Annotated in this window: 13 protein-coding genes; 6 read left to right on the top strand and 7 right to left on the bottom strand. The window is 61.9% G+C overall.

The window, feature by feature from the left end; all coding sequences use genetic code 11:
* Positions 1-78: 78 nt before the first annotated feature.
* Positions 79-1,158, bottom strand: a complete 1,080-nt coding sequence (locus tag ACR42D_RS03075; protein ID WP_484565396.1) for a hypothetical protein — start codon at positions 1,156-1,158, stop codon at positions 79-81.
* Positions 1,159-1,784: 626 nt separating this feature from the next.
* Here ACR42D_RS03075 and rsgA point away from each other — a divergent pair.
* From rsgA to ACR42D_RS03045, 6 genes are all read left to right on the top strand, one after another.
* Positions 1,785-2,891, top strand: coding sequence for a ribosome small subunit-dependent GTPase A (gene rsgA, locus ACR42D_RS03070; protein WP_484565395.1), 1,107 nt, complete (start codon positions 1,785-1,787; stop codon positions 2,889-2,891).
* A gap of 353 nt (positions 2,892-3,244) precedes the next feature.
* Complete coding sequence (gene nikA, locus ACR42D_RS03065) at positions 3,245-4,849, top strand: nickel ABC transporter substrate-binding protein (protein WP_484565394.1); 1,605 nt, start codon at positions 3,245-3,247, stop codon at positions 4,847-4,849.
* Positions 4,850-4,861: 12 nt separating this feature from the next.
* Positions 4,862-5,803, top strand: a complete 942-nt coding sequence (gene nikB, locus ACR42D_RS03060) for a nickel ABC transporter permease subunit NikB (RefSeq protein ID WP_484565393.1) — start codon at positions 4,862-4,864, stop codon at positions 5,801-5,803.
* A complete protein-coding gene (nikC, locus tag ACR42D_RS03055) occupies positions 5,800-6,693 on the top strand; it encodes a nickel ABC transporter permease subunit NikC (protein ID WP_484565392.1) in 894 nt (297 codons plus the stop codon). The genes nikB and nikC overlap by 4 nt, the downstream gene beginning before the upstream one ends.
* Positions 6,693-7,565 (top strand): ATP-binding cassette domain-containing protein, encoded by an 873-nt coding sequence (locus ACR42D_RS03050; protein ID WP_484565391.1) that lies wholly within the window; start codon positions 6,693-6,695, stop codon positions 7,563-7,565. Before nikC ends, ACR42D_RS03050 begins: the two co-directional genes overlap by 1 nt.
* Complete coding sequence (locus ACR42D_RS03045) at positions 7,562-8,413, top strand: ABC transporter ATP-binding protein (RefSeq protein ID WP_484565390.1); 852 nt, start codon at positions 7,562-7,564, stop codon at positions 8,411-8,413. The genes ACR42D_RS03050 and ACR42D_RS03045 overlap by 4 nt, the downstream gene beginning before the upstream one ends.
* 103 nt (positions 8,414-8,516) lie before the next feature.
* On the opposite strand, the gene ACR42D_RS03040 is transcribed toward ACR42D_RS03045, so the two are convergent.
* The 6 genes from ACR42D_RS03040 to ACR42D_RS03015 all read right to left on the bottom strand — a co-directional run bounded on the left by ACR42D_RS03040 (position 8,517) and on the right by ACR42D_RS03015 (position 16,701).
* Positions 8,517-9,389 (bottom strand): GNAT family N-acetyltransferase, encoded by an 873-nt coding sequence (locus ACR42D_RS03040; RefSeq protein WP_484565389.1) that lies wholly within the window; start codon positions 9,387-9,389, stop codon positions 8,517-8,519.
* Positions 9,390-9,567: 178 nt separating this feature from the next.
* A complete protein-coding gene (locus ACR42D_RS03035; RefSeq protein WP_484565388.1) occupies positions 9,568-10,464 on the bottom strand; it encodes an AEC family transporter in 897 nt (298 codons plus the stop codon).
* A gap of 281 nt (positions 10,465-10,745) precedes the next feature.
* Positions 10,746-12,467 carry a dihydroxy-acid dehydratase gene (gene ilvD, locus ACR42D_RS03030; RefSeq protein ID WP_484565387.1) on the bottom strand — a complete coding sequence of 574 codons (1,722 nt, stop codon included), beginning with the start codon at positions 12,465-12,467 and terminating at the stop codon, positions 10,746-10,748.
* Positions 12,468-12,536: 69 nt separating this feature from the next.
* Positions 12,537-13,439 (bottom strand): dihydrodipicolinate synthase family protein, encoded by a 903-nt coding sequence (locus ACR42D_RS03025; protein ID WP_484565386.1) that lies wholly within the window; start codon positions 13,437-13,439, stop codon positions 12,537-12,539.
* Positions 13,440-13,548: 109 nt separating this feature from the next.
* Positions 13,549-14,964 (bottom strand): GntP family permease, encoded by a 1,416-nt coding sequence (locus tag ACR42D_RS03020; RefSeq protein ID WP_484565385.1) that lies wholly within the window; start codon positions 14,962-14,964, stop codon positions 13,549-13,551.
* 981 nt (positions 14,965-15,945) lie between these two features.
* On the bottom strand, positions 15,946-16,701 hold the full coding sequence (locus ACR42D_RS03015; protein ID WP_484565384.1) for an IclR family transcriptional regulator: 756 nt from the start codon (positions 16,699-16,701) through the stop codon (positions 15,946-15,948).
* Between the last annotated feature and the right edge of the window lie 589 nt (positions 16,702-17,290).

Here is a 17,290-nt window from a genome sequence, read left to right as displayed (position 1 = left end):
CCCCGCCGCCCCCACCGGGCAGCCCTGCCTGCCCGGTGGGGGCGGCCAAAGAGTTTGGCCCGACACAGGTGAACCGCTCTAATCGAGGATGGTCTTCGACCTCAACGCGTCATACGCCCGTATCAACCAGTAAAGACTTTTGCTTTCCGGAGTCAGGATAGCAATGGCGTCTATTTCGTCACGCCTGTCGACGCATTCCATCGGAGAGACCACCTGTTTGCCCAACAGCACCGTCTGTTGCTTCGCTTTGTTGGAGTCGACAAAAAACGAAATGGCTCCGGCAAGGTCCGGGTTGCTCTCCAGAAACTCCACTGCATATTCTCCGCCACACCATGCCGCGATTCTCCCGTTCGGGTTCGAGGCGACGAAATCATGCAGCTTTTTCCCGTGCCGCATCTTGGCAAACGCATAATCAACAGCCCTCGAATCATGGGTAAAGGACTGCTGGGGTATCACCGCCTGCATATGGCGATCCGGCTTTCTCGCGAGAATGAAAACATGCGTCTGGGCCCCCGCAGGCGGCGTGGCGAACCCGATGCATTCAGTAAGAACACATTCATCGTCATGGCACGTGATATATTTCGACTCCAGCAACTCGTAGGAGTTCGCCGCGTAGTAATCAATCAGCATCCTCGGTGAGATTTGATAATAGCCATGATTCACCCACCCTTCCACAGGAGCGACATGGCATGCGAATCCGCCGGGCCTTATCATCTCGTGCATGTTGTCCATGACCGCCTTGACGTCAAAGACATGTTCAATTGTTCCACCATTATAGACGATATCAAACGTTCTGCCGATCGTCGCGGTGACGTCCTGGTTCAGGTCAACCACATAATCCGCATTCTCGTAATCGGACACATCACAGGAAAAGGCCTCCAGGCCGAGCGAATGGAAAAAGACCTTATCGTTGATATCCCCCTCCTTGGAAGGGATGTCTTTCCTGCACAACTCACCTGAGAAGGCGTCGAGGAACTGGTGTGAAAACTCCAACTTTCCGTCGGTGAAACTCGCAAATCCGGACCGCAGCAATACCCGGAGGAACTGCTTATAGGTAATGTGCACGGATTGTCTTCCAAGCTGTAACAGCGACCCGGAAAGACCGTTCTGTTTGACCGCCCGAGAAAAGGCAATAGCATTCTCAAAACCTATACCCACAATAGACCTCCTCGCAACAAACCGTTCTCATTCTTATCGAGCCCGCCACAGTCAATCAATATCATCCAACAGTAATCCATTGTTAAGTTCATGCAGTTGCGTGGCGCGACTTGCCATGCCCTCGACCTCGAAAAACGCCTGAACACCCATTTGTGCCTAAACAAGTCGTTCAAAGATCACTCCCCGTACCCCCGAATACAGCCCGTCACAAGCAGTATCCACATGGTATTTATCCCAAGAAGCCGGTTAAAATTGCCGGACTGTCGCACGGATTTTCTCATATGCACCACGCATGCCATAACGCAGCTTGACAACGCCTGCGGTTGCGATAAGCATTCACCCATTACGCACCAAGGAGTTTTGATGATTCTCCAGTCCATGGATCTTGCCGCCCGGAATATGGAACAGGGCGCTCCGCAGGTCTAAACTGCCTCCGGGCCGCGCTCCATCGCGGCCCCCATCTGGTTGACTCGGCCAGCCGGATTTGTTTCGCCCGAAACAGGTCTTGTTTTACGCCCTTGCTCCATATTCCCCATTCCGTTCCCCGTTGCCCGCCGACCGCCCCCTGGTCGGCCGAGATCACGCACGATCGAAGCCCGACTTCGACGCAACACAATGGAAGCAAGATGAAAACACGGACTTTATCCGACAACAGGCAGGAGTGCGCGGAACGCCTCCGCCGTCTGGGCTGGAACGGCCACTTCGAACAACTGGCGGCGGCCGACGGCCTCGACCTCAACCGGGTGGCCCGGGTGCTCAGCGCCCAGCGGGACCTGTTCCTGGTCACCGACGGACGCGATGAGCGGCTGTGCGCCCCGTCTGGCGCCATCCGCCACCAACAACGGGGCTACCCGGTCACCGGCGACTGGGTGGTCGCGGACGAGGCCGTGGTCCGGCGCGTCCTGCCGCGCCAAAACACCCTGAGCCGGGGCGATGCCGGTTCGCGCGGCAAACAGGAGGGCGCGGCCCTGCGCGAACAGCCCATCGCCGCGAACATCGACACGGTGTTCATCGTCTGCGGGCTCGACCGCGACTACAACCCGCGCCGCATCGAGCGTTACCTGGCCCTGGTCTACAACTGCGGGATAGTCCCGGTGGTTGTCCTGACCAAGGCGGACCTGCACGCGGCCCCGGAACAATTCCGCGAGGAGATCGAGATGGTGGCCTTCGGCGTGGACGTGGTGCTGACATCCACGACGGACGCAAGCGGCGTGGACCGACTGCACGGCTACCTGAACGAAGGCCAGACCGTATCCATGATCGGCTCTTCGGGCGCGGGCAAGTCGACGCTGGCGAACATGCTCCACGGCAGCCGCATTCAGGCTACCGGCAGTGTAAGCCAAAGCGTGGGCAAGGGCCGCCACACCACGACCTCCCGCGAGTTCATCGCCATGCCCCGAGGCGGCCTGCTCATGGATAATCCGGGCATCCGCGAGATCGCTCTGTCCCAAAGCGGCGGCGGCCTGGACGCGACGTTCTCCGACATCCGCGCCCTGGCCGAATCCTGTCGCTTCCCCGACTGCTCGCATCAACGCGAGCCCGGCTGCGCGGTGCTCCGCGCCGTGGCCGACGGCCAGCTCGAACCGGCCCGGCTGGAGAGCTACCGCAAGCTGCAGCGCGAACTGGGATACGTCCGGGCCCGCAGCGAAAAGAGCGCCGACCGCGTGGAAAGGGAGCGCTGGAAGGGCGTGGCCATGGAGATCAAGCGCATGCATAAACGCAAGAAACGCTGACCACGAAAACCGGCACACCGGAGCGCCATCGCCGACAGCGACGGCGCTCCGGCCAACCGGTTCCGACACTATGCCCGGGTAGCGGAAAACGGCCCTGGACCGTTAACGACGGAACCCACGGCGCTCGCGCCACGCCCTCCCCCCCCTGTAGCCGGTCATTTACCCGGCCCTTTGGATTTCACACCGCATGAGTATTACTTTTTTATATTTCATGCCTCTTAAGATTGATTGATTTATTTTATCATGCTACTTCATGCCATTATTTCCATATTCATATGCAAATAGACCCCATTGGAGAAGCCGTAATGCAAAGTCTTTCCCGCTCCGCCGATACGGTTCGGCGGCTCTTGGCGATGACGGTCGTCATCGGATTCATGCTCTTTTCCGCTCTTCCGGGCGTCCAGGCTGCGCCGCCCGAAGGCAAGGATGTCCTGGTCTATTCCTGGAACTCCAACATGGGCGAGTTCAACCCGCACCTGTATTCCCCCAACCAGATGTTCTCCCAGAACCTGATCTATGAGCCGCTGGTGCGCTATCAGGCCGACGGCACTGTCGCCCCAGGCCTGGCCGAGTCCTGGGTCATCAGCCCGGACGGCCGCGAATATACCTTCAAGCTGCGCAAGGGCGTGCGCTTCTCCGACGGCCAGCCGTTCAACGCCATGGCCGTGAAACGCAATATCGACGCCATCCTGCTCAACCATGAGCGCCATCACTGGCTGGAGCTTATCAACCAACTATGGAAAGCCAAGGAAACCGGGAAGGAACCCGCCACCGTGTTGGATGAATACACGGTCAAGCTGACCCTGAACGACCCTTATTATCCCGCGTTGCAGGAGTTGGCCCTGATCCGTCCGGTCCGGTTCCTGTCTCCGGCCGCCATGCCTGAGAGCGGCAATACTTCCAAGGGCATCAAGGCCCCCATCGGCACCGGCCCATGGAAGATGGTGGAATCGGTCAAGAGCGAATACGCCCTGCTGGAGCGCAACGAGGATTACTGGGGTGACAAGACAAAGTCCAAGTATCTCCTGATCAAGATCATTCCCGACACCAACGCCCGGGTCGTGGCCTATGAGACCGGCCAGATCGACCTTATATACGGCGGGGCCGGCCATGGATCGGGCCAGATCGGCCTGGATAGTTTCGAGAACTACCGCCACATGCCGGGCGTGGTCACCAAGATCTCCGGCCCCCTGGCCACCCGTGCCTTGGCGCTGAACACCAACCGTTTCCCGACCAACGACATCGCGGTGCGCAAGGCCATACTGCACGCCGTGGACCGGGACGCCATGGTCGAGCACATCTTCATGGGTGTGGAACGGCGGGCCGACACGCTCTTTTCCCCGAGCGTCCCCTATTGCGACCTGAAGCTGAAACCTTACGACTTCAACCGGGACAAGGCCAAGGCCCTGCTGGACAAGGCGGGCTGGGTCCTGGCCGACGGTGCCAAGTACCGCACCAAGAACGGCAAGGAACTGGCCCTGGACCTGTGCTTCGCAGGCAACGACACCCTGATGAAATCCGTGGCCGAGGTGGTGCAGGGTGATCTCAAGAAGGTCGGCATCAAGGTCAATCTGGTGGGCGAGGAAAAAGACTCCAACCTGGCCCGGCAGAAGAGCGGCGAATTCGGCATGATCTTCGGCAACACCTTTGGCGCGCCCTACGACCCGCACTCCTTTGTCAGCTCCATGCGCGTGCCTGCCCACGCCGACTACCAGGCCCAGCTCGGTCTGCCCATGAAGGCGGATATCGACAAGGCCATCGATCAGGTGCTGGTCAGCGTGGACAAAACCAAGCGCCAGGAACTGTACAGGTACATCCTGGGTACGCTGCATGAAAAGGCCGTGTACATGCCGATCACCTACCTGACCAACATCATGGTCTATCGGGACGGCCTCAGGGGCGCGTACTTCGGCGCGACCAAGGACGAAATACCCTTTGAGACCATCTACAAGGACTAGGCCGAAAAGCCCATGACACGATACATCCTGAAACGACTTCTGTTGTTGATTCCCATTCTCCTGGCCGTGTCCCTGGTGGTGTTCACCATCCTACGACTCGGCCAGGGGGACCCGGCCATGGCCTACCTGCGGCTTTCCAGCATCCCGCCCACGGACCAGGCCCTGGAAGTGGCCCGACACGAGCTGGGGCTGGATAAACCGTTTGCCGTGCAATACGTGTCCTGGCTCGGCAAGGCCGTGCGCGGGGACTTCGGCATCTCCTACGTGACCAAGAAACCGGTCCTGGACGAGATTCTCTACTACCTGCCGAACACCCTGATCCTGGCCGGGTACTCCCTGGCCCTGACCCTGTTGCTGAGCCTGCCGCTGGGCATGATCTCGGCGCTGAAAAAGGACCGGCTGCCCGACCACATGACCCGGGGGCTGAGCTTCTTCGGGGTCTCCATCCCCAACTTCTTCCTGGGCTTTGTCCTGATCTGGATCTTTTCGATCAAGTTGCACTGGCTGCCGCCCCTGGGCAAAGGCGGGTTCTCGCACATGATCCTGCCCATCCTGACAATGTCCTGCATGAGCATGTGCATCAACACCCGGCTGATCCGATCGACCATGCTGGACAATATGCACTCGCGCTACGTGCTCTATGCCCGTGCGCGGGGGCTGTCCGAATCCGTGGTGGTGGGACGCCATGTGCTGACCAACTCGCTCATCCCGGTCATAACGGCCATCGGCATGCACGCCGGAGAGCTCTTCGGCGGCGCCGTCATCGCCGAATCCATCTTTGCCTGGCCCGGAGTGGGACGCTACGCCGTCTCGGCCATCTACAACCGCGACTACCCGGTCATGCAGTGCTTCATCCTCATCATGACCACCATCTTCGTGCTCATGAACCTGGCGGTGGACATCGGCTACGCCTGGCTTGATCCGCGCATCCGGATGCAGGGGGATGATCAATGAGCATGCAATCCAACCGCTTGTTGCGCCACGGCATCCTGATCCTGGCCGGACTCCTGGTCCTGCTGCTGGTCCTGTCCGCGGCGCTGGCCCCGGTGCTTTCGCCCTATGACCCGGATGAGGTGACCCTGGAACTCAAGTTCGCCCCGCCGAGTATGGCCCACCCGCTAGGCTGCGATCATCTGGGCCGGGACTTGGCTTCGCGCTTGATCTACGGCGCCCGGACCTCGCTCGGCTGCGTGGCCGTCATCGCAGGCCTCATCCTGGTGCTCGGCTTCACCATCGGCGCCACCGCAGGATATATGGGCGGTTCGGTGGACTCGATCCTGATGCGCATCTGCGACGTGTTCCTGACCTTCCCCACTTTCATCCTGGCCATGTTCATGATCGGGGTATTGGGGACAGGAATCGTCAACGTCATTCTGGCCATCTCCCTGACCCATTGGGCATGGTATGCCCGCATTATCCGCAGCTTCGTGCTCTCACTTAAAAACCGGGAATACGTCCTGGCCGCGCGGGTGGCGGGCACGGGACGGTTCATGACCGTATTGCGCCACGTGCTGCCCCCTGTCTTCGCCCAGCTGGCCATCCTGGCCACTTTGGACATCGGCCACATGATGATGCACGTTTCCGGCCTCTCCTTCCTCGGTCTGGGCATCACCCCGCCCACGCCCGAATGGGGCGTGATGATCGCGGACGGCCGCCAATTCGTCTGGACCCATCCCGAACTGATACTGTACCCGGGGCTGGCCATCTTCCTGACGGTCATGGCCTTCAACATCCTGGGCGACGGGCTGCGCGATGCGCTCGACCCGCACACCCAGACATCCTCGTCGCCAGAGGACACCCTGGCCGAACCGGCCCGGATGGCCGTCATCACGGAGGGATTGTAATGTCCTGCACCGGCAAAACCAATCCCGACGCCTACTTGTCCGTACGTCGACTGTGTATCGCATCCGGGGCCAAGCTCCTGGTCCAGGGCGTGGATTTCGACGCCCACAAGGGACGGGTTACCGGTCTGGTGGGCGAAAGCGGCAGCGGCAAATCCCTGACCTGTCAGGCGGTCATGGGGCTGCTCCCCCACGAGCTGGCCTCGGACGGAGTCATCGCCCTGGACGGGGAGCACATGCCGCTCAAAGGACCCTCCTCGCGCATCCGCAAGGCCCGTTCCGGACATGCGGCCATGATCCTGCAAAACCCCATGAGCTGCTTTGACCCGGTCTTTACCATAAAGAGCCACTTCCGCGAGACCCTGGCCGCGCACGGCGTGCCCAAACGGGAGAACACCCCGGACCGTTGGCAGGCCGAACTGGCCGAGGTGGGATTCCCGGCCCCCAAGACCATTCTCCCGCTCTATCCCTTTCAGATGAGCGGCGGCATGCTGCAACGGGTGATGATCGCCCTGGCCCTGGCCCTGGACGTGAACTTTCTCATTGCGGACGAGGCCACCACGGACCTGGACGCGGTTTCCCAGTCGCGCATCCTGGACCTGGTGGAAACCCTGGTGCGGCAACGCGACATCGGCGTGCTCCTGGTGACGCACGACCTGTCGGTCATCGCCCGGCTGGCCTCCGACATGCTGGTCATGCACGACGGCGTCATCGTGGAGCGCGGCCCGGTCAAGACGCTGTTCACGGCCCCGAAGCACGAATACACCGCCAACCTGCTGGCCGCCCATTGCCGCCTCTACGGGCTGACGCCCCCCGATCGGCGGCCCGCGGACGCAACCGCGCAACCGGAAGTCGCATCAAGGAGCCTGCAATGAAGACCGAAACCGGCGCAACGCCCCGAAGCTTCCCTGCGGACGATTCCGCCCCGGTCCTGGAAGCCCGGAACATCACCAAGTCCTATTCCCGAGGCGGTTTTTTCCAGCGGACGGAGGAGGTCCCGGTGCTCCATGGCGTGGACCTGACCATCCGGGCCGGGGAATGCGTGGGCCTCATCGGCCGGAGCGGCTCGGGCAAGAGCACGCTGGGCCGCATCCTGCTCGGCCTGGAAGCGCCCAGCACCGGCGACGCCTATATCCTCGGGCGCAAGACCACGGACGACAAGGGCCGCGTGCGCCCGGACCGGGAGCAGCGCCGCGCCGTCCAGGTCGTGTTCCAGGACGCCGTGGGCTCGGTGAACCCGAGGCTGACCGCCGGGGACATCATCGCCGAGCCGCTGCGCAACTTCGAGCAACTCACGAAAGCCGCCCTGAACGATCGCGTGGCCGAGCTGCTGGTCCACGTGGGCCTGTGCCCCGAAGACGCGGCCAAACATCCGGCCCGCTTCAGCGGCGGACAGCTGCAACGCATATCCATCGCCCGCGCCCTGGCCCCCCGCCCGCGCTGCATCATCCTGGACGAGGCCCTGTCCAGCCTGGACATGCTCGTCCAGGCCAAGATCCTGGACCTCCTGGACCGCCTGCGCCGCGAGGACGGTGTGGCCTACCTGTTCGTCACCCACGACCTGCGCCTGGTCAAACTCTTCTGCGACCGCTCCGTGACCATGGAGCGGGGCCGCCTCGAACCTTTCGCCATCGAGGACCTGGGCCGGGACGAGGCCGTACAAGCCCTTCCCGGCGACCTCCGGGAACTGGCCTCGGCCATGCTCCCCGCGATGCCGGTCTAGCGACGCGGGCCACGGCCTGTTCACGACGCCGTCAAAAGAGACAGGACACCAGCCCGTTGGTTGGTGTCCTGTCTCTTTTGGCGGCGGCACATCGGTCTTGGGCCTAGTGCCCGGTGAAGTCGGCCTTGCGCAAAATCAGGGGAGTGAGAGGCATTCCATAGAAACTGCCGGTCGGCCCCGTGGCCTTGGCGCCAAAGCCCTTGAGGATATGCGTCGTGCTGTCCCGGGCCTCGACAATGAGGGTATCGGCAATCCCGAAAAAATCCACCAGGGAGCGCCGCGCCAGTTCCCGGCCCAGCCCACGCCCCCGATACTGGCTGTCTATGGAGAACCGGCCCCAGTGCCATGCCGCACCCTCCCGCCAGAAGGCGGCCGCGCCGATGATGTATTCACCCAACCGGACACCCCACCAGTGGATGTCGTCCCCGCCCGGCAGCGCGAGTTCGACGGGGATGCCCTGCTCCCCGGCAAAGACATCCTCCACAAGGACCAGGGCATCATCCACATAGGACGGATCCAGCCGCTCGATCTCGAAGTCCCGCGCCCCCGCGGCCAGGTTCCTCCTGGCCGCCGCGCGCCGGAAAAGCCGCAGCCCGCGCCAGACGGCCGCGACCTCTTCCTCGACCATGTCACTCATGATTTCGCTCATTTCGGCGTTGATGGCGGAGTTGGCGTCCTCCAAGGCGCGCGCACCGGCGGGCAGGATGGAGATCACCCGCTGCCGCCCGTCCTCAACGCCCTTCACCTTCTTTAGGAAGCCCCTCCGTCCCAACGCCTCCACCGACCGGCTCAACGAGGCCTTGTCCACATGCAGGCTGTCGCACAGCTCCCTAAACGGAGAGTCGCCGTTGCGGACCAGATACGTCAGGATATGGGCCTGTCCCAGGGTCAGCCCCGAGTCGAAGCAGTTCTTGTCGAGCAGTCCCAGTTCTCGGACCAGATAGCGTAGTTCGCTGCGTATTCTTGAAATGTACATCCACCGCTTCCCTTCATTTAATTGACACTATCAACTACTCTGAGCGCGCCCGGCTGTCAACGAAGGCCGGGCAACGAAGCGGGCCCAATCGCACAAGCACGCGGAGGACATCGGGAACGCCGGGCGGGCAATGCCGCCTGGCGGGGACGGTTCCAATAACGGCGCGGTCCCGTCTCGGTCAGAGGAGCCAGGCCAACAGCGGCAGGGACAGGAAGGACAGGATCATTCCCAGGCTGACGGAGGCGGCGGCCAGTTCCGGGGCCAGTCCGGCGACCATGGCCATGGTGCCCGCGACCACCATGGGCGGCATGCCGGCCTGGAAGATGGAGACATTCGCGGGCAGGGTGTCGATGCCGAGCAGCCGACATCCGGCAAGGGCGGCCAACGGGGCCGCGACCAGCTTGACGATCAGCCCGAACCCCATGGGCCGGATCGTCTCCGGGCTGAGGCGGACCTTGAGCTGGAACCCTATGGCCGTCATGACCAGCGGAGTGAGCGTACCGGCAAGGGCCTGCAGGAAGCTTGTCACGGGCGCGGGGTAGACCTGCGAGCGCAGACACAGGCCCAGAGCAAGGGCCACGGTGGGCGGGAACAGGAGGACCTTGGCCGCGATCCGGGCGGGCCGTATGCGCATGTCGCTCCCGTAGATGGCCAGGATAACGGAACCGTAGACCGCGAAAATGAGCGCCGTGCCGAGCTGGTCGTAGACGATCAGTGCGGGGATGCCCTGCTCGCCGAAAAACGCGGTGACCATGGGCACGCCCATGAAGGAGGTGTTGCCCATGGGCACGACCAGGAGCAGGACGCCCACGACCTCCCTCGACCAGCCGAACGCCCGCCCCGCCCACAGGACCAATGCGACGGACACGAGCAGCATGGCCCAGGGCATGACCGCCGGAACCAGCATCTCCAGCGAAAACCGGATCTGGGGCGCCTTGAGGAGGATGACCGCCGGGAGCGCCGCGTACAGCGCAAACAGGTTAAGCACCTGGGCGGTCTGTTTGGGGAAGACCGAAACACGCCTGAGGAGCCAGCCGACGCCGACAAACATGCCGATCACGAAGAATCTGTCCACTTTCAATCCTGACTTGTCAAAGGGGCGGCAGCCCGTGCGGGCGCCGCATCATATACCGTGCGTCGCGCTTGGTCGGCGTGCGTCCAGGCCGTTTTTGCCAAAGAACTCCCTGCTCCGCAAGGACCTGCCGGTCCGGCGAAACAGGGAGGTTCCCTGAAAGCTCCCGCCTCCCCCCTCACGCCTGCCGAGCCCCAAGGATCAGGGGCAGGGACTCGGCAGACGCCCTTCAGGGGGTGGAGGTTGGGGGTTTTGTTTTATTTCGGGTTCCCGCTCGGGGATTCCTAGCGCATGTACGCTCCTTCCATGGCGGAGACGGCGCTGTCGGAATAGCGCTTGAGCACGCCGCGTTTCTGCGGGCGCTCGGGCAGTGTCCAGTTCTTGCGGCGTTCGGCCAGGATCGACTCCATCTCTTCGGGAGTCTTCTTTTCGCCCTTCACGCCGACGACCTGCAACGCCCGCTCCGGGATGTTGATTTCGATCAGGTCGCCGTCCTCCACCAGGGCGATGGGACCGCCGTCGACCGCCTCGGGAGAGACGTGGCCTATGCACGGGCCGCTGGTGGCTCCGGAGAACCGGCCGTCCGTGACGATGGCCACCGTGCCGTTCAGGGTCTCGTCATAGACGATGGCGTCGGTGGTCATGAACATCTCCGGCATGCCGCTGCCCTTGGGGCCTTCATAGCGGATGACCACGACGGAACCGGGATTGATCTTGCCCGCGATGATGGCGGCCTGGGCATCGTCCTCGCTGTCGAACACGGCGGCCGGGCCGACATGCCTGTGCATGTCCGGCTTCACGGCCGCGTACTTCACGACCGCCCCCTTGGGAGCCAGATTGCCGTCCAGCACTGCGATGGAGCCGCACTTGTCCGACTGCTCGGGGGTGCGGATGACGTCGTGCTGCGGGATGCTGTAGCTCTTGAGGTGGCCGAGGCAGCGGTTGAAGAAGCCGTCTTCCTCCAGCATGGCCAGGGAATCGCCCAGGGAACGGCCCGTGACGGTCATGACGTCCAGGTCGAGCTGGTCGCGGAGCATGTGCTGGACCATGGGAATGCCGCCCGCGAACCAGAACAGCTCGGCGGTGTACTTGCCGCTGGGCTGGATATTGGTGATGTACTTGATCTCCTGCCCGATGGCGTCGAACTCTCTGGGGTCGAGCTCAAGGCCGATCTCGTGGGCGATGGCGGGCATGTGGATATAGGCGTTGGTGCTGCCGCCGATGGCCGCGTGGACCTTCATGGCGTTGACGAAGTTCGCCTTGGTCATGATTTTGCGGGCGGTGATGCCCTGATCGGCCAGGTACAGGATCTGCTTTCCGGCGGCCCGGGCCATGCGGCGGATTTCCGCCATGGTCGCGGGCATGAGCGCGGTGCCGGGCAGGGCCATGCCCAGGGCCTCGGACATGCACTGCATGGTGCTGGCCGTGCCCATGAACTGGCAGGCGCCGCAGGAGGGGCAGCCGGTGAGCTTGTAGTCGCGCATCTCGGCGAGGTCGACGTGTCCCTTCTTCTTGCGCGCGGACAGCGGCCCGGCCAGGCCCGAGGTCGAGTTGCCCGGACCGGAACGCATGGCCCCGCCCGGGATATGGATGGTCGGGATGTCCATGCGCGCCGCAGCCATCAGATGGGCGGGCGTGGACTTGTCGCAGCCGGACAGCAGGATCATGCCGTCCCAGGGAATGACCGAGGCGTGGATTTCCACCATGTCGGCGATGATGCCGCGCGAGCAGAGGATGAAGTTCATGCCCTCATGCCCCTGGGCCCAGCCGTCGCAGATGTCCGTGACGTGGAACTTCGCCGGGCGTCCGCCGGCCTCGTAGATGCCGATGGAGGCCTCTTCGCTCAGGACGTCGAGGTGGTAGCTGCCGGGATGGCTGTCGCCCTGGACGTCGTCGACCAGGATCTGCGGTTTCTCGACGTCTTCCCGCGTCCAGTTCATGCCCATCATCAGGGCGTCGACCTGCGACCAGAGATCTCGTACGCGTTCACATCGTTGTTTAGACAAAATTATATCTCCTTTTCACAAGGTTGCGATTAGCATTGTATGTCGTGCGGTTCCTCTCCGTTCGTCTCCCTAGAAGCCCGCCTGCTTGAGGATCTCGGCAAAACGCCGCTTGACGTCGTCGGTGGGCTCGCTGGCGGGAGCGGCCACGCCGGTGGGGATATCCACCCCGGTGGCGCGCACGGCTTCCTTCAGCAGCCAGGAGAACGGGACGTCCAGCGCATACAGCTGGGACAGGATGCTCAGGCGCGGGAGCAGCTCCAGGAGCGTGGCCATGTCCTTTTCCCGGAAGGCCTTGTAGATGCCGCAGGTGATTTCCGGGGCGAAGTTCGACGTGCCGACAATGCCGCCGTCGCCGCCCAGGGCCAGGGTCGAGAACAGGTATTCGTCGTACCCGCAGATGACCTTGAAATCGGGCCGTGCGCCCTTGGCCTGGAGGATCAGGTCGCGGATGTGGCTGATGCAGTCCACGGTGTCCTTGATACCTATCACGTTCGGGCAGTCCTTGGCGATGCGCGTCACCAGCTCGGGCGGCAGGTCCTTGCCGGTCAGGGCCGGGAAGTTGTACATCAGCACCGGGATCGAGATGCTCTCCGAGACGGTCTTGTAGTGCCGGTACAGCCGTTCGTCGCTCATGCCCTGGTAGTAGGGGTTGACCACGATCACCGCGTCGGCCCCGATGGACTCCGCGTGTTCGCTCAGTTCGACGACCTCGGCCGTGCCGCAGGCGCCGGTGCCGATGATCACCGGCTTGCGCCCGGCCACCTTCTTCACGCAGTACTCCGCGACCCGCTTCCGGGTGACGGACGTCATCTGGGAGAATTCTCCCGCGCTGCCGAGGAACAGCAGCGCGTTGACGTCGCTGTCCACCAGCCGGTCTATCAGGACGCCCATTCCGTCGCTGTCGAATTCACCCTTCTCGTTCATGACGGTGAGGACAGGCGGGATGACACCCTGGAAAGAATCAAAAGACATTTGTTGCTCCTTGCTTGTGCAATGTATCATGACCAGATTCCTGGCCGGTTTTCCCTTTGTCCGGCGAAAGCCGCCGGACAAAGGGTTGTTGTCGGATTTCCCAAGCCCGCTAGATCAGTCCCATGGACACCAGGGTCGCCAGTGTGATGAAACCGATCACGCCGCTGACGGCGCGGGGAATGGTCAGGTATTTCAAGCCCTGAGTCGTGTTCAGGTTGAAGAACTGCGTCATGATCCAGAAGCCGCTGTCGTTCAGGTGGCTGAAGATCATGGTGCCGCAGCCGATGGAAAGGGTGGCGGCCACCGGGGAGAGCCCAAGGGAATCCAGCATGGGCAGGATGATGGCGGCGGCGGTCAGGCCGGCGGTGGTCATGGAGCCCACAGCCGTCATCAGGATGGAGGCCGTGAGGAAGGGAATCATGATCGGAAGCAGGCTCGTGTCGGCCACCATGGTGCCGAGCTCCTTGACCACGGGCACGCTCTTGAGAATGCCGCCCATGGCGCCGCCCATGGCGGTGATGAGCAGGGGCAGCAGGGCGACCACGAGGCCGCGTCCCACCCAGGTGCCGAAGATGATCTGCCGCAGGCTCGCGCCGTCGTCACCGGCGGTGCGCAGGTGGTGGGCCTTGACCTTCTCGGCCTTGACGTAGCCGAGGACGATGGTGAACACGACGCCCAGCAGCAGGGCCATGACCCTGTCGCCCACCGAGGTGAAGAAGGTCAGGGTCGCGCCGCCGTCTTTCATGTAGACCTTGGCGAAGGACGCGAAGGTGATGAGCACCACGGGGATAAGGACGGGCAGCAGGGCCATCAGGGCGCTGGGCAGCCCCTTCTCGTGAATGATGATGTCCTCGACCGCTTCGGATTTGGCCGGTTCGATGCCGTCCACGAAATCCTCGCGCGGGTCGATCCATTCCTTGGCCGCCCATTTGCGCAGCACCAGCCAGGTGCCGATGAAGGCGATAAAGGCGATGACCGTTCCCCAGAAGATGGTCAGCCCGAGGTCCGCGCCGTACATCAGGGCGATGGCCAGGATGCCGGGGGTGGGCGGCACCAGGCCGTGGGTCAGGCCCAGACCCATGCCGATGAAGGAGGACATGGAGGACATGGAAATCCTCTTGCGCTTGGACAGGATGGACGCGATCGGCGCGGTCAGGACCATGGTGATGTCGCCGAACACCGGGATGGACACGATGAACGCCGTCAGCGCCGGGGCGAGCTCGAGCGCCCGGCCGCGGAACAGGCGGGTGAAGAAGTTGCAGATGGACGTGGCCGCGCCGGTGTCCTGAATGCCCATGGCCAGGATCGAGCCCAGGATGATGGTGACGCCGATGCCCTTGAGGGTTCCGCCGAAGCCGGTGTTAATCAGATTGACGGTCCCGATGAGATTGTTGCCGAAGGCCAGGCCCAGTCCGAGGCTGGTCAGGAAGAGCGCCAGGACCGGGTGCATTTTGACCTTCATAATCATCAACATCAGGAAGGCGATGGCGATCGCGAGTATTATCAAAAAAAGTACTGGAGTCATTGCATTCTCGTTTATTTTTGCCGGAACCGGGGATGCCTTTGCCGACATCCGACCCGTCGTGTACATTCCAGCGTTTCACTATCATTCAATTTCTTCACAACACCCTACAACACCTCCGGAATGGGGTGCGCCCCATGCGCACGTTCCATCCAGGATGGTGAAGTTGCGGCACCGAATGGTCGCCGCCTTTCCGGCCCGGCCCTTGCCCCGGTCTGCCACCCTGTCAGGCGGGATCCCGGCTGTCATGCCGACGGGTTGCCACTCTTCCGCCTGTTTACGGACAAAGGGCCGAGCGTTTTCCTTCCAGCGTGAAGTTAAAATACCACCGGCTCCCGAGGGGAGAGCCCTGCCGGGGCCTTGCGTCGGATCGGCAAGCACCCGGCGTCCACCTTTTCGTCCCCCGCACCCTGCGAATTCGATCCGCCCGGGCACGTTTATAACCATTAGTAACGATCAACCTCCATCATTAGCTGTTACTCCCTCCCGAGGAACTGCGGACAGCTGCTTTCGCCCTCGCCTGACTGTTCCGTGTCACCAAGCTGTCTACGCACCAGAACCGCAACCACTTTGTGCGACTATTTCGCACGCTATTCACACTTAGAACGAAAATTATATCTACGACAGCCCAATGCGCAATGTCCCGGATTGATGACCATCCATTCAATCGTTGTTGCCGGGCAAGACGCTTCGTCTCGCGCTCGGGGCCGGTTCATCGTACAGTGCCAATCGCTTTTAGTACGACATTATCGCACAACGTTCTCTTCTTTGAATGCAGGAATCGCGCGCATGTCCCTGCAATGACTGCCCTGTCCCGTTTCAACACCACAAAAGCCTCTTTCGAGATGTTCGGACCGGTCAACCATACTCAGCGTCGGTTACAGGCTCCCTAGTCCAAGCCGCCTTCACCGCCGTCCCCCTCATCTACTCATTTCAAATGTGCGACTATATCGCACGCAGTTCGCATAGATTGCGAAAAAAAAATTACATGGCGGCGCTGATCTGCTGCGCGGCTCTGGCCACTCGCTCCGATATCCGGCCGACCAGCTTGGACGAGATCCCGGCCTTGGCCCCGGACATGCTGATGGCCGCCACCACTTCCCCGGTATGATTGCGGATCGGGGCGGCGATGCACATCAAACCGGGCACATGCTCTTCGTCATCGATGCTGATGCCGCGTTCGCGGATGGCCTGCAGCTCCTGCCGCAGTTCTTCGACGTCGGTGATGGTGTTCGGGCCGCGTCTCTCCAGCGGCTGCATCTTCCTGAGCAGCCGTTCCGCCTTGGATTCGGGCATGTAGGCGAGCAGGCATTTGCCGACGGCGGTGCAGTACATCGGGTTTTCCGCGCCTATGGCGGACTGCACGAAGATCGCCTTGTCGCCCTCGATCTTCTCGATGTAGACGACCATGCCGTTGCGCTCGACGGTCAGGTGCACGGTCTCGGAGAACTCTTCCACGAGCTTTTCCATGAACGGCCTGGCGCGGTTGACGATGACGTTGTGCCGCTGGACCGCCCCGCCCATGCGAAGGAGCTTGAGGCCGAGCCGGTAGCGCGAATCGCGGGGATTCTGCTCCAGATACCCCTTGTGCGCCAAGGTGTTGATCAGACCGAAGGCCGTGCTCTTGCTCAAATCGAGCCGGTTGGCGATTTCCGTCACGCTGAGATCCGGGGAACCTTCGAACAGTTCCAGGATATTCAAGGCCCGCGCCACAGACTGTATAATTCTGCCTTCGCTCATCAACGCCCCTTGTCCGACATTGTCGAACACCGTTTGTATTTTTACAACTTGTAGCTCAGGAGCAAACCCGTGTCAATCGTGGGTGCCGCAAAAATGTCATCTCAAACGACTCAAATGCGGCAACCACCTTATGTTCGGGTAAAAACATTATCGGCCTACGCGAAACAGGACCAACGGCAGCTTCTCCGCCTGGGATATAAAAGCGAATCACACCCGAACTAATCTAAAATGCTAAGGAATAAGACAATTAGTTCATTGACTGAAGCCTGCGATTTTGAGAGGCGGAGCTGACAAAACTCGAACTCTCGGCCTCCGGCGTGTCCCTGCCCTGCGGTGTGGCCTGGATGGAACAGAATGCTGGTGTAGCACGGGATGTCGGCTATCTCGTAGATGTAATCGAAGTAGGTCGAGTGGACCGATTTACACAGCCCCCCCTTAGGGAATGCAAACGGTCTTTGGCATTGCCGTTGTCAGACGGCTCGAGGGTGACGCAAATAGCCTTTCCATCGATAGACAGAAAGCCGAAGGTTCCGGCGTCGGACTTTTCCAGGCGGTGGATGGTGGCTTGTTCGATCACGGAGCACGCTCC

It is taken from the genome of Pseudodesulfovibrio sp. lm2024 (assembly GCF_051175575.1).
GTDB classification, from domain to species: Bacteria; Desulfobacterota; Desulfovibrionia; order Desulfovibrionales; family Desulfovibrionaceae; genus Pseudodesulfovibrio; species Pseudodesulfovibrio caledoniensis.
This window is presented reverse-complemented; position numbering and strand designations above follow the sequence as displayed.